At 44.7% G+C, this 14,243-nt stretch carries 12 protein-coding genes; 4 read left to right on the top strand and 8 right to left on the bottom strand.

From position 1 onward, the window contains the following. Positions 1–36 precede the first annotated feature (36 nt). Together EBI00_RS02615 and EBI00_RS02610 are read right to left on the bottom strand one after the other, a co-directional pair. Positions 37–1,296 carry a dihydrolipoamide acetyltransferase family protein gene (locus EBI00_RS02615; RefSeq protein ID WP_123094354.1) on the bottom strand — a complete coding sequence of 420 codons (1,260 nt, stop codon included), beginning with the start codon at positions 1,294–1,296 and terminating at the stop codon, positions 37–39. Between the two features lie 10 nt (positions 1,297–1,306). Next, entirely contained in the window at positions 1,307–3,424 is a 2,118-nt protein-coding gene (locus tag EBI00_RS02610) for an alpha-ketoacid dehydrogenase subunit alpha/beta (protein ID WP_123094353.1), read from the bottom strand. Between the two features lie 159 nt (positions 3,425–3,583). Here EBI00_RS02610 and EBI00_RS02605 point away from each other — a divergent pair, with 159 nt between their 5' ends. After that, a complete protein-coding gene (locus EBI00_RS02605) occupies positions 3,584–4,048 on the top strand; it encodes an Lrp/AsnC family transcriptional regulator (protein ID WP_123094352.1) in 465 nt (154 codons plus the stop codon). Positions 4,049–4,084: 36 nt separating this feature from the next. After that, on the top strand, positions 4,085–4,828 hold the full coding sequence (locus tag EBI00_RS02600; RefSeq protein WP_123094351.1) for a class I SAM-dependent DNA methyltransferase: 744 nt from the start codon (positions 4,085–4,087) through the stop codon (positions 4,826–4,828). 47 nt (positions 4,829–4,875) lie between these two features. Here the strand turns inward: EBI00_RS02600 and EBI00_RS02595 are convergent, their stop codons facing one another. From EBI00_RS02595 to EBI00_RS02585, 3 genes are all read right to left on the bottom strand, one after another. Continuing rightward, positions 4,876–5,097 carry a hypothetical protein gene (locus EBI00_RS02595; protein WP_123094350.1) on the bottom strand — a complete coding sequence of 74 codons (222 nt, stop codon included), beginning with the start codon at positions 5,095–5,097 and terminating at the stop codon, positions 4,876–4,878. A gap of 331 nt (positions 5,098–5,428) precedes the next feature. Further along, positions 5,429–6,823: an envelope stress sensor histidine kinase CpxA gene (gene cpxA, locus EBI00_RS02590; protein ID WP_123094349.1), complete on the bottom strand. Its 1,395-nt coding sequence runs from the start codon at positions 6,821–6,823 to the stop codon at positions 5,429–5,431. Then, positions 6,823–7,554 (bottom strand): response regulator, encoded by a 732-nt coding sequence (locus EBI00_RS02585; protein WP_123094348.1) that lies wholly within the window; start codon positions 7,552–7,554, stop codon positions 6,823–6,825. The genes cpxA and EBI00_RS02585 overlap by 1 nt, the downstream gene beginning before the upstream one ends. A gap of 210 nt (positions 7,555–7,764) precedes the next feature. Between EBI00_RS02585 and EBI00_RS02580 the strand changes: the two genes are divergently transcribed. Together EBI00_RS02580 and acnA are read left to right on the top strand one after the other, a co-directional pair. After that, positions 7,765–8,301: a CpxP family protein gene (locus EBI00_RS02580; protein ID WP_123094347.1), complete on the top strand. Its 537-nt coding sequence runs from the start codon at positions 7,765–7,767 to the stop codon at positions 8,299–8,301. Positions 8,302–8,813: 512 nt separating this feature from the next. Continuing rightward, on the top strand, positions 8,814–11,558 hold the full coding sequence (acnA, locus tag EBI00_RS02575) for an aconitate hydratase AcnA (protein WP_123094346.1): 2,745 nt from the start codon (positions 8,814–8,816) through the stop codon (positions 11,556–11,558). 314 nt (positions 11,559–11,872) lie between these two features. Here the strand turns inward: acnA and EBI00_RS02570 are convergent, their stop codons facing one another. From EBI00_RS02570 to EBI00_RS15915, 3 genes are read right to left on the bottom strand one after another with little or no spacing between them, the layout of a single operon-like run. Continuing rightward, positions 11,873–12,544 carry an HNH endonuclease family protein gene (locus EBI00_RS02570; RefSeq protein WP_206612541.1) on the bottom strand — a complete coding sequence of 224 codons (672 nt, stop codon included), beginning with the start codon at positions 12,542–12,544 and terminating at the stop codon, positions 11,873–11,875. 44 nt (positions 12,545–12,588) lie between these two features. Beyond that, positions 12,589–13,512 (bottom strand): DNA-processing protein DprA, encoded by a 924-nt coding sequence (locus EBI00_RS02565; protein ID WP_158600732.1) that lies wholly within the window; start codon positions 13,510–13,512, stop codon positions 12,589–12,591. After that, entirely contained in the window at positions 13,509–14,042 is a 534-nt protein-coding gene (locus EBI00_RS15915; RefSeq protein ID WP_148039065.1) for a hypothetical protein, read from the bottom strand. The genes EBI00_RS02565 and EBI00_RS15915 overlap by 4 nt, the downstream gene beginning before the upstream one ends. Positions 14,043–14,243 lie beyond the last annotated feature (201 nt).

Genomic DNA, 14,243 nt, shown 5'->3' with positions numbered 1-14,243 from the left:
AAATGGACGGTCTGCGCTTTTTTATGACATGTAACCCTACTTACCCCAGTTCTCTATTGCTTCAACAAAATGCGCAAGGAATAAATTGGTTTGGTGGGCGTCTAGAGCTCGGTGATCAATGCTGAGTGACACATAGCATTTTGGGCGAATAACCATGATATCTTCACCATTCACCTCTTCCACCACAACTCTTTTTTCAAGCTTACCAATGCCCAAAATAGCCACTTGAGGCTGGTTAATGATAATTGGCGTAGCAAATAGGCTGCCGCTCACACCATGATTTGAGATAGTAAACGTGCCCTCTCTCATGTCTGCAGCAACCAACTTACCCTGTCTGGCTTTATCGGTTTGTTGTTGAAGCGCTGAGGCGATTTCAAACAGATTCTTTTCTTGTACCTGTTTCACAACCGGAACAATCAGCCCATCATCCCCTAACGCGGTGCCGACACCGATGTTGATGTCTTCAAATATCTCCAAGCAATCATCATGAAACCGCGAGTTCACAACAGGCACTTTTTGCATAGCCTTTGCACTAGCGGCTAGGAAATACGCGGTAAAGGTCAATTTCACACCGGCTTCTTCAAAGCCCATCTTGCACTGTTTTCTGTGCTCTATAATGCGCCCCATGTCCATTTCAAACACACTGGTCACATGGGGTGACGTATGCAGTAAACTTTCCACCATGTGGCTAGCGATTTTCTTACGCATAGTGGTATGAGGGATTTTTTTACCTATTAAGCCGCCAGACGTGCTCGCACGCTTCTCATCACCTTTTTGGGACTCAACAGGGTTAGCATCAATACCCTGTACGCCGCCGTCTTGAACAAACTGCAAAATATCATTGCGCGTCACTCGGTTGCCCTTACCCGTGCCTGGGATATGATCAATGTCGAGATTATGCTGTCTCAGCAGTTTTCTAACGGCAGGGCCAATCAGGTGACGTCGTGATGACGCATTATCAGAATCATCATGAACGCTTTCTGCCGATTTAGTCGATTCACTGATTTTTTCAGAAGACTGAGCCTTTGTTGCTGACGACTTTGATGCCTGAGACGCCTGCTCTATATAGCCCAAAACGGTCTTTTCATCGACGTTTTCACCGGATGCCGCTAATATTTTAGCAATCACACCATCTACTTCGGCGCACACTTCCATCGACACCTTATCGGTTTCCAACTCCAAAATAGGGTCGCCTTTCTTAACCAGCGCCCCCTCAGAAACAAGCCATTCAGACAAGGTTGCTGCGGTTCCTTCTAGCGCGCCAGCAGGCAGCGCAATGGTCATTGATTCACTCATTTCATTCCCCTCACACATCAATCAAGTTTTGCATGGCTTGTGCAATTTTTTGCTCACTCGGCACCGCGCTTTCTAGCAATAGAAAATTATGAGGGTTAGGAATGTCGGGCATGGTGAGACGTTGAATGGGCGCATCTAGACTGAAAAATAATTCCTCAGCGAGCACAGCGGCAATTTCAGCCCCAAATCCTGCGGTTTTATTGTCTTCATGAACGATTAAGCAACGTCCTGTTTTTTCCACCGAACTCAGTACCGCGTCTTTGTCCCATGGCTGCAAGGTTCTTAGATCAATGACTTCAATGCTTTTACCGGTTGTACTCTTGAGCTCTTTGGCGGCATTTTCACAACGCTCTACCATAGCGCCCCAGCAGACGACCGTTAGGTCTGTACCAGTCAAAATGGTGTTGGCTTTGCCAAACGGAATCACGAAGTCGTCGCCAGGGTATGGGCGACGAGACCAAGCATTATCCAACAAGGAGCGATGCTCAAAAAAGATCGTCGGATTATTGTCTCTAAGCGCGTAGCGCAATAACCCCACCGCGTCTTCCGCATTGGAAGGCATGGCCAACTGCCAACCGACTTTGTGCGCCCATTCCACTTCATCACTCATGGAGTGCCATGGATCACCACGACGGGCAAAACCACCCGGAATACGCACCACCATAGGCGCAGCAAACTGGTTATTGGTTCTCCAGCGCATAATACCCGTATCAGAAAGTTGCTCTGCCGCGGGTTCCGCGTATTTTCTAAACTGTATTTCGGGCACTGGCATCAGGCCACTTAACGCCATGCCGACAGAACGCCCAATGATGCCCTCTTCAGACAAACTGGTATCAAATACTCGGTGGTCACCAAATTTTTCATTCAAACCAAGGGTCGCACCATGCACGCCACCTTTAGGCCCCACATCTTCTCCAAACACCATGACTTTTGGGTTGGTGGCTAATTCGAAGTCCAAGGTTTTACGTATCGCCGTAAGCATGTTAAGTCTCGCGCCTTCAGGCTTAGAGTCAAAACTGGATACAGGAAATTGATGTCCGCTAGCGGCCAACCCACCACGCAATTGAACCTGATCTTTTTCAGCGTACACAAAACGCTTTAGATTCTCTGGATCAGGCTGAGGGAGCTGCTTAGCGCGCTCTACTGCATCACGAATTTCTTGATGACTTTGTGTTTCAAGATTTTGCCACACCGTCTCACTCATTAGTCCATTATCTAATAAGTATTGCTTGAGCTTGGGCAAGGGATCTCTCGCTTGTTCATCAGCAATAAAATCTGCAGGCTTGTACGTTTGAGTGTCTTGGAAGGTATGACCACACAAGCGAGGCACCTTTAGGCGCAATAGACACGTACCCTGACCAGAGCGGACATAATCTACTGCTTCTTGTATCAGCGCTGGTGTCTGATAAGGGTCGGTGCCGTCACCATCAATAATATGCAAATTCTTGTAGGCTTTTAGGTTAGAAACCTGATCGCCACCAGGGGTTTGCACCTCTTGAGGCACAGAAATGCCATAGCCATTGTCTTCAATATAAAAGAGATGAGGGAGATTATTGGTGGTTGAAATGTTTAACGCGGACCAGAAACCATTGGTCGACATGGAGGAATCGCCCCCCATAGACACTGCCATGGCGCCCACGTAGCTGAAATCTTTCAGCTGATTTTTATGGTACACAATAGACTGTGCCCAGCCTGAAATTGGCGTGTATTGCGCACCAACACCGCCACACATAGGAAACAGCATGGCGCCTTTTCTGTCTACATTGGGGAAGTTACACACCACACCAATATCACGTCCGTCACTGTAGCCACCCGCTTTCGCCATGGGGGACGCGACCACCACATCTAAATCAATACCAAGACTCATCACAAAAGGTCTAGAACGGTAATACCCACTTGCTGCGTCATGCGGATGCGTCAATAGCGATCCTAGCAGTATCTGCGCAAAGTCATGACCCCGTGCAGAAAATTGATTAAAGACCCGTTTCTCTGGCACCAACTCCTTTTCTTCAATCTCATCCAACGCTCGGGAGAGCATCATCAGCCGACTGACTTCAAACCAATCAAACCTAGGCTCGTCGTTCACTCGGTCTTTTACAACATGTTTTTCTTTCAGCAATTGAGTCATAGCAATACACCATTTTGTTGAGTCGCTTTTCAGCTTTATTTTTATAATTACGATGCATTAATGATATCCACGACATAGCGAAATTATCTTTCTTATTTGGATATTGTTTGGCAAGCTACGCAACATTGTTTCTCAAAATAATAAAAAAGGAGACACCTGATGCTCGATAAATTTGATATCGCCATACTCATTGCGTTACAGAAAGATGGTCGTTTAAGTAATAGGGAGTTGGCGGACAGCATTGGCTTGTCCAGTGCGCCTTGCTGGAGACGACTGAAACGCTTGGAAGAGGAAGGATACATAAAAGGCTATACCGCCGAATTAAACGCAAAAAAAGTCCAATTAAACGTCATTGCGTTTGCGCAAGTGTCTATGGACAATCACCACCCAGAAACTCTGGCGCCTTTTCTTTCTATCATCAAGGAATGCCCAGAAATTCTCGAATGTCACTCCGTCAGTGGCGACTGCGATTTTATGCTAAAAGTGATTACAAAGGATCTTGATAGCTACGACGAGCTGTTAAGTAAAAAGCTTTTACAGGCGAAAGGGGTTCGCTCTGTTAGCACCATGTTCTCGATGAAACAGCCAAAAATAAGCAGAGAATTTCCTCTGATTACTATATGATTCGCCCTCAAATTCCACCCGCCAAGCGAATACACTATGTCCGACAATGCGCTCTACACCGATCTATCTGGCTATTACGATTTAATGTGTGCCGATATTAACTACCAAGATCAAAGCCACAGCGCGCATCGGCTCCATCAGATTTTCGGCAATACGGGAAACCGCCATCTCGATTTAGCCTGCGGCACAGGACCACATATTTATCATCTTCAACAAGCAGGCTATGCGTGCAGCGGATTAGACATTAACCAACCAATGCTGGATCTCGCCTTACAACGCTGCCCTGAGGCTCGATTTGAGTTGGGCAATATGTGCGATTTTACGGTCGACACTCCCTATGATTTGATCACCTGTTTTCTGTATTCCATTCATTACAGTGGCGACTTTCACCATTTAACTCACTGTATCGAAAGCGTACACAAGGCTCTCAGTTTAGGGGGCGTATTTTGCTTTAACGCAGTCGACAAAGACCACATAGACAACGCCCTGTCAGCCAAACACAGCCTAATGCACGAAAACAGTCAGTTTTCATTTGGGTCGTCTTGGTACTATGGTGGTGATGGGGAAAAACAAACACTGAAGCTGAGTATCGAAAAAACGAACGCAGAGCAAACGCAACGTTGGGCGGACGAACACCCTATGGTGGCGTTCAATTTTAGCGAGTTACAAAGGCTCTTATCGCCGTATTTTGATGTTCATGTATTTGAACACGAACACAGCAAAATTGTGACTTGGAACCAAGTGTCTGGCAACGCTATCTTTGTCTGTGTCAAAAAATAGCGTCAAAAAATAACCACGGCCATTCAATAGGCCATTGCTCGCCCGAATCAAGACTCTTTCATTGAACGGTATTTCAAGATCAAGGTAATAATTTCATGGTCGCTCACGGTTGAAGACAAGGACTCGTTCATCGAACGGCGCTGCGGTAGACGGATATTAAACTTACTTTTTAATATCCCAACCACCTGTGAGTCTGAGTTAGGGTCAAACACTTGACTAGCAAAAGTACAAATGCGTTGTAGAACAAATTCTTTAGCGGTATGTATCATTGGATTCCTGTGAAATAAGAGAAAAATTAACGCAACTTCCCCCTTTGTTCTAATAACTCGTGTAAAGCATAAGGTCGAATAAAATAAGAAAACGAATTTAAGACGATAGGTTTCGGATAAGTAATGAACAAAGTGTGTGGTGTCAGTGAGCGTCTGGTTACAATATGTGTGTTTAAAAAAGGTGCTTTATGGTCAATCGTTTAACAATACAGATGCCTAAGCACGATGAGTCACACCAATATGGGCTGAATTCACCGCGTTGTCCACCAATGCTTTACGATAATCCAAAAAAACACCTTAAAAACACTTTTTAAATACGTCTAAAACACGCTTAAACTAATGGCAAAGCCACTTCTACTAAGAGCCCGCCCAATTCACTGCGCGCCGCCCGCACCGTACCGTTATGCTGACGAATGGCGTTTTCCGCAATGGCCAACCCCAGCCCCGCTCCACCACTGTGACGATCACGGGCGGTTGACACTCGATAAAAAGGCCTAAAAATCGAACTCAATTCATCCTCAGGAACCCCTTCACCGTCATCTTCCACACGAATCACAACATGGTCTGTATTGGCCAGCTTAGTAACCACCAGAGACACACTAACCTGCATTTTGCTGTAGTAGACCCCATTGCGCACAATGTTTTCAAGTGCGCTCATCAACCACTGTGGATGACAGCTTATTGAGCGAAGCGGCACATCTGACGCAACCAAGGCTTTCCCCATCTGCTCAGCCTCAAATTGACCATCCGCTAAGAGCTCGCCGCACAAATCTGACAAAGACAAGACATCACGATTTAAATGGCTGTCTACTTGCACACTAGACAATTCGAGCAATTTACCAATCATCGCCTCTAAACGCTGAGCCTCAACGTCTATACGAGTTAAATCCGCACTGTCGCCCTGCTTTCTCGTCGCCAAGGCCTGCGCCATTCTTAGGCGAGTGAGGGGTGAACGCAACTCATGAGAAATATCCGACAACAAACGCTGTTGACGGGAAATCATCACATTAACCGCCGTCACCATCTGATTAAAGCTGGCGCCCGCTTGACGAAACTCTGAGGTGCCTTTCTCAAGCTCAGGATCAATCTCAAATACGCCCTGCGCCACCCTTTGAGCCGCTTTTTCTAAACGTCGAGCGGGTTGGCTCAGCGCCCAGGCTAACCAAAGCAATAACGGCGTACTAACCAACATGACGGCCAATAACAAGCGCATCGGACTGTCAAACAATTGCAACAAAAAGTGCGGTGGCTCACCCGAACGACTCCCTAGGTACAAATAGTAATCGGCATTCGCCAAGCGAATCGGTAAAGGCCCAGAAATCATCATCTTACCGTACAATTTTTGCTGGGGTTTTTGAGGGGGTTCAATGGTTGTCACAAAGTTGCGTAGTGCTTTAAATACGTGATCAGAGCGGTGTTCCATTGTCTGAATATGGCCATCAAGATCCGTAATAAAAAGTCGCAGCTTACCGTCATCGGAATCACGATGAGATCGACGACCATCAAGCTGCCTCACCACGGCGTCTATTTCAGAGAATCCCGCAAACCTTTGCTCTAATTGGTCTCTTATATCCACAAAACGCTCATAATGAGGTGGCGCAATATCGCGGGTCTGACGGGGGTCGAAACGCGGCAAAGCCAACACCACCAACACCACCAAAAACATGGTAAACCAAAATATCGCAAAAATACGACCGTACAAACTGGTGATGTTAGGTAAACGCATTAGTCGCCCTCAACCAATAAATAGCCGCGTCCGCGTAAGGTTTTTATCCTTGCTTTGCCATTGGGCCAATCTGGCAGCTTCTTGCGCAAGTTAGACACATGCATATCAATCGCCCTGTCAAACATAGCAAGCCGCTTACCCAACACATCAAGACTGAGCAGTTCTTTTGTTAATACCTGCCCCGGATGGCGTAAAAAATACTGCAGGAGAGCAAATTCCGTACTGGTTAAATCCAACAAATCGGTATTGCAAAATGCCTCCAACTTACCAGGATAAAGCGTAATATCATGATAAACCAGCACATCACTGACAGCAGAGGACACCGACGCTGGCCCCTTATCAGTCGATGCCACTTGTTCCAACGACTTAATCGCTTGGGTTCTGCGTAATATGGCGCGGATTCTGGCCAATAACTCCCGCTCACTAAAAGGCTTTGGCAAATAATCGTCGGCGCCCAGCTCCAAACCCACCACACGATCTATTTCCTCCCCTTTCGCGGTGAGCATCAACACCGGCACGTCCCATTTTTCACGCAATTGTTTTAACGTCTCAAAGCCGTTCAACTTTGGCATCATCACATCCAACAATACCAGATCCACCTCATGATTCATCGCAGCCAAGCCCGCCACCCCGTCATACGCCGCGTTGACTGTAAAATGCTCAAAAGACAGCACTTCTTTTAATAGATCACTTAACTCAACATCATCATCAATGATCAAAACCTGTGACATGGGCGCTTCCTAAATGAACGAAACAAATAAACCGAATAAAGACTACACGCTCATTTTACGCAAAAAGCACTAGGATGACGCCACCTTTACCCTACTTTACCTTTCAACGACGCCACTTTACTTAGAAACCTCTAAGCTACCCACATGCGCAAAAACGCAGAAGCACAATCCAATACCGACATGTAAAAAAACATACTAAAGGAAGTCTTTATGAAAATGGCAAAAAAACTCATCCTAGCATCCCTTGTTCTTCCACTCGCTATCAGTGCTGGCAGTGCCTTTGCCTATGGCGGTAAAGATCATCGCGGCTCACACAATGACTGTCGCAGTGGCATGGACCGCAGCATGATGAAAGACCTCAATTTGACTGACGATCAAAAAACACAACTCAAGGAACTTCGCCGGGCCAACAAAGACACTATGAAACGAGGCGGAAAGGAACAAACCCAGCAAGAAGCACATCGCAACCAACTGAATGAACTACTGCTTGCCGACAACTTTGACACCACAAAAGCCAAAGCACTCGCAGAACAAATGTCAGATACACATACAGAACGTCAGGTAGAAAAGCTCAGCAAACAACATCAAATGTTGAGCGTTCTAACGCCAGAACAGAAAACACAATTTATCGAACAACAAAAAAATCATATGGACGAATGCGCAAACGATAAATCAGAGCGTAAAGGCGACAAATCTGACCGTAAAGACCATAAACAGGAAGGCAAAGGCGAACGTAAAAGCGAGTAGTTAAAATCCTTAAGGGCGACGCCTTTAGCCCAAACTAACGGGGCGTTTCTTGAAAAATGTTATATTGAACAGCATTAGTCTCTATTTAATCTGACAGTACTGCTTGAAAAAAGAGAGTTGTCCTTTTTGATAAAGGCAACTTTCTTTGCAGCATACCGCCCACCCCTCCATTAAAAACGCATTAAGATTGCTTAATTTTACTGTCGAACTGAGTAACATCCCACATATTTGCAACATCATAGGATGTATCAGAAGCTCAGCGATTTTAGACACAGAAAACGCACTTTTTTGCGCAGCCTACGGCTTTTTCCGCCACAACACAGACATGTTGGACAAGCCGTCCAACCCTCTTTTTCATCTTCCAATTAAATGACTACTGCCTAATGCCACTAAATAGCTAACAGGACTGCTACACTGCTTACTAATAAAACATTTATCCACACATCACACTGTAGAGGTTTTTTCAAGATATCTGTCTAAAGATATCTGTCTAATTGACAAAGGGGAAAAAAATGAACAATAGTTTCGACACCCAACAACAGATCACTGTTAATGGCGAGCCATTTCATATTCACTCCTTAAAAGGGCTTGGTGACAGAGCCAAGCGGCTGCCGTTTTCTTTAAAAATATTACTCGAAAATCTACTTCGTAACGAAGACAGCGTTAATATTAAACAGCAAGACATCCAAGCGTTATTAGATTGGGATCCTCAAGCCAAACCCTCCTCCGAAGTGGCTTTTACGCCTGCACGTGTTGTCATGCAGGACTTTACCGGCGTGCCAGCCATTGTTGATTTAGCTGCAATGCGCGATGCCATGGAAAAACTGGGCGGCGATCCGGCAAAAATAAACCCGCTATCACCAGCCGAACTGGTTATTGACCACTCTGTTCAAGTCGATGGTTACGGCAATGCAGCAGCGTTTGATTTAAATACCAAACTGGAATACGAAAGAAATAAAGAACGCTACGAATTTTTGCGCTGGGGACAAACCGCCTTTGATAACCTTAAAGTCGTGCCACCCGCCACCGGCATTGTGCATCAAGTAAATTTAGAATATTTAGCTCGAGTTGTTTTTAACGAAGAGCGCAATGGCAAAAAATTTGCCTACCCAGACACGCTAGTGGGAACGGACTCACACACCACAATGATTAATGGTTTAGGGGTGCTTGGTTGGGGCGTTGGCGGGATTGAAGCCGAAGCCGCTATGCTTGGCCAACCGATTAGCTTACTAATCCCTCAGGTCGTCGGTGTGAAATTAAGTGGCCGACTACCAGAAGGCACCACAGCCACCGATCTCGTTCTTACCGTCACCGAAATGCTGCGTCATTACGGTGTAGTCGGTAAATTTGTCGAATTTTACGGCGATGGCCTTGCTGACTTACCCCTTGCCGACAGAGCCACCATAGCCAATATGGCGCCAGAATACGGCGCAACATGCGGTATCTTCCCTATTGATGATGAAACCATTAATTATCTTCGTTTAACCAACCGAGATGAAAAGCAGCTTAACCTCATAGAAGAGTACGCAAAACACCAAGGTCTATGGCGCAATGATGGCGATGAAGCCAACTACACCGATAAACTTGAACTTAAATTGAATGATGTTGTGCCTAGCCTTGCTGGCCCTAAACGCCCACAAGACAGAATCGCCCTTGATAAAGCGGGGGATGTTATTCGTCGTCATCTAAAAGACTTTCAAGACGAACGCATGGCTCGTCACGACAAAAGTAATGAAGGACAAGCACGAATTGACAATGAAGGTCCAATAACGAACCCCGATGAGTCCGTTGATGAAGCGCAAATTAAGGGCGCTGCCATCGTAAAATTTAAAGACCAAGAATTTGAATTAAACGATGGAGCTTGTGTGATTGCCGCCATTACCAGTTGCACCAACACTTCAAATCCAAGTGTTATTTTAGCCGCAGGTTTGGTCGCTAAAAAAGCAAAACAACTGGGTATTGATGTAAAACCTTGGGTGAAAACCTCATTGGCGCCAGGCTCTAAAGTCGTGACAGACTACTTAGAAAAAGCCGGATTAATGGATGACCTAGAGAGCCTTGGCTTTAACCTCGTCGGCTACGGTTGCACCACTTGTATTGGTAACTCCGGCCCATTAGCGAGTGAAATATCCGACGCCATCCAAAAACACAAACTCATCGTTAGCTCTATTTTATCAGGCAACCGAAACTTTGAAGGCCGTACTCACCAAGACGTAAAAATGAACTTTTTGGCCTCGCCTCCACTCGTTGTCGCCTACGCCATTGCAGGTCGTACTGATATAGATGTCTACAAGGAGCCTCTAGCGCAAGACGCGAACGGCAAAGACATTTACCTTAAAGACATTTGGCCAAGTGTAAAAGAAGTCAGCGATCTGGTTAAAGAAACCGTTACCAAAGAAATGTTCGCCAAAAGCTACGCTAACGTATACGAAGGAGATAGCCACTGGCAGCAAATTCAAATACCGGATGGCAAACTTTACGACTGGAGCGACGCGTCTACCTACATTAAAAAAGCCACCTTTTTTGATGACATGAGTATCAACCCTCCGGGTATTCCTACCATCAAAGGCGCGCGCTGTTTAGCCAAACTGGGAGACTCTGTTACCACCGACCATATTTCTCCAGCTGGTGCGATTAAGGCTGACTCTCCAGCCGGTTTATATCTGAAAGAACATGGCGTAGAAAAAGCGCAGTTTAATTCTTATGGCTCTCGTCGAGGCAATCACGAAGTGATGGTTCGCGGAACCTTTGCCAACGTAAGACTGAAAAACTTACTTGCGCCGGGTACCGAAGGCGGTATCACTCGCACTCAACCTGACAATAACTTAGCCAGTATTTACGATGCAGCAGTGGCGTATCAAGAAAACAATACGCCACTGATTATTTTAGCGGGTAAAGAGTACGGCACCGGTTCATCGCGCGATTGGGCGGCTAAAGGCTCATTATTGCTGGGTGTAAAAGCTGTAATTGCAGAAAGCTATGAGCGAATTCACCGCTCAAATTTAATTGGTATGGGCGTCTTACCCCTGCAATTTAAAGACGGTGACAGTTGTGAATCTCTTGGTTTAACAGGGCAAGAGCAATTTGATATCAATGGCTTGCACGATAAAAGCGATGACGTAACCCTGGTGGCGACCAATAGCGAAGGCAAAAAAGTAAGCTTTAGTGCTGACATACGAATAGATACGCCCAAAGAGTGGGACTACTATAAACATGGCGGTATTTTGCAGTACGTATTACGAGGGATGCTCAAGTAACTTATTAGTCTCGACTTGATCTAACAGTACGACTTAAGCAAAAAAGAAAATCATGGCCGACGTAGCGTATAGAAGAACACTCTCAAAACCACGCAACGTCGGTGGATCAAAAATCATGCAACTAAGAAAATCATGGAGAGAAGATATTTAAAGGGATTGAGCAAGATAAGCGCTCTTTAGAAAGTTTGGGCATAAAAAAAGGCACCATAAATGGTGCCCGGGACCGGAATCAATTAATTGTTTTTTATCAATAACATATAAATAAAATGGTGCTAAAAAGGTGCAGTAACTTTCAGTTTGTTATGTGAAAAAAACTACCGGTATGTCCTCCAAACCCGCTCAAATCTTGCTTTGTACTGAGTTTGGTTTCTAGGTGGTAGCCACTCGTCTGGCCCTTTCGCACCTTTTTGGCGATTTAAAGAAGCCTCAACAGCGACTAGATTAGCGGGATCATTAGCAAACCGCTCTCGTTTCTCTTTGCTCCATTTATCTGCTCCGTTATCCCACGCCCACTTTAAAGGAACAATGTGGTCAATATCTAGCTTTGAAGCATCAAAAATCACTTCACCCGAGTACATCGAAATCCAACGACCAAATGTGACTCTACATTCACGATCATTAGTGAAACGTACTGGTGCAGTAGAAAGAGAAATTAAAATCTCTTGGCGAGTGTTTTGACAGTCCCCGTCTTCGTCTGCCCAACCTCTCCCAAATTCATCTCGACTGTATTTACCTGATGTTTCTGATGCTACTTTAGGCTTTGGCTGTGAAGTGTAGCTCTGACCTTTGGGTAATCGGCCACCACTGGCAAGACACTGGTCTAACGTGTCGTAGAGTGTGAAGTTCTTAGTTCGGCTGTAGTATTCAGTGTCTGGTGCATGACAGATATCTGATTTAGATTTTTTTATTATAGAGGCAGCATTTAGAGGCAAAAAAGACAATATAAGAAAAAATAAAATCGCTTTTAAAGTATTTTTTTTCATCATGACCTAATATTAATATCCGAATAAAGTATTGGTGATCGGCCTATCTAGACCAACTTCATCATCTCGACTTGGCGATTTAATATGCGTATCATCTCAGGGTAGTCTTTTTTATTTTTTAACGGAAATGCGTTGAGATCTTTAACCATCATTTGCGTGCCCTCACAAAATAAACCTAATCTATTTGTGTCGTCTTCAGGCACGACTGCAAACAATGGCCGGCCTTGCTTAACGCAAAATTTTGCCTGTGTCACAGTGCCACTACTCAGTCCAGCCTCAATAATAATCGATCCAGCAGAAAGGCCTAGTTGAATTCTATTCCTAGCAACAAACTGATAGGGCTTGGCCTCTACACCAATATGATGCTCAGACACCCACAAACCTCCATTGTTTATTATTTCTTCAGCGAGTTTCGCATTAGATAAAGGTTTTGCGACCTCTAATCCGTGCGCAAGGACAGCAATTGTCGAGTGCTGTCTTCCAGACATTAAAGCCCCCTTGTGAGCTAAGGTATCAACACCTAGAGCAAGCCCACTTACTACAACTAACCCTTGTTCAGCAACAAAATTTGCAATGCGATTTGCAATCACTCCACCGTTCTTAGAAACCTTCCTAGACCCTACCACCGATACACCCGGCAATTTAGACAAACATTTTAGATCACCTTTCAAATAAAGCATTGTAGGTGCATCATCTATCTCTTTTAAATATTTTGGGTAAAGAGCGCTTTCGATTGAGATGCAGTGAATTGATTCTTTTTCACTCAACTCAAGTATTCGAAAAGATTCATTCCAGGCCTTTTCGTTAGGAAAGTACGACGCATCAAACGAAGCAAGCGCAAACTCCTTCAGCTCTTTTAGATCACTAATAGATCCATAAGGAGTATTTTTTACGACTTCACGAACTGTGTCTTTTTTTAAACCTTTTGACTTTTCCATTGCTAATGCATGCAATGCAGATAAATCACTCATTTTGTACATCCAATAGCAAGCATGACCACGTGCTCTGCACCTGCGCTTTTTAGTATCTGCTGACATGCCCTTAAAGAAGATTCAGATGTGACAACATCATCAATTATTAGAAAAGGTGCGTGCAAATTAAAAAATGCCTGATTGTTTATAGAGTCTAAATGTTTTTCGAGAGACCTATCGCCACTAATATGAGATTTTGAAACTGTCTTATATCTAACCAAGAAATCTTTATTATAAACAATACCAGGATGCGTTAACTCTGATACTAGTTTAACAAGTCCTAAACCTACTTTGTTAGACTGTGAACTAGGGACAATTGCAACTTGTAAGATACCATCTGGAAACTCATAGCTTTTTAGTCTTTCACTTAAAATCTTAGAAAAATGAGAACTTGCATATGAATATGAGCTGCTTTTCAGATCCATAATTAGCCTTGAGTTACGATCTGTTTTTGGGTTGAAGCCCCCGCGCCAAGGGTGATAATCACATAAGCTGTAAACGACATCATCTGGTCTCTTTAAAAAATCCATTTTCAAGCCTCTTCAATTATTAACGCAATACTACAGGTTGAGAAATCTACCGCAACCACCGTATCGTCTCAGGGTACAATACCACGATTCAGTCCCTTCACGTCACATGGATTCATAACTAAGTTTTGCCAATAATTCACTGAAGTTGAGAATATTTATGTACCGCGGTATAGAAGCTCTCCTTGGCTGTATTGGCTTGGT

This window comes from Marinomonas hwangdonensis (assembly GCF_003721245.1).
Classification (GTDB): domain Bacteria; phylum Pseudomonadota; class Gammaproteobacteria; order Pseudomonadales; family Marinomonadaceae; genus Marinomonas; species Marinomonas hwangdonensis.
The sequence above is the reverse complement of the archived record's forward strand: the minus strand, read 5'-3'. Positions and strand labels throughout refer to the sequence as shown.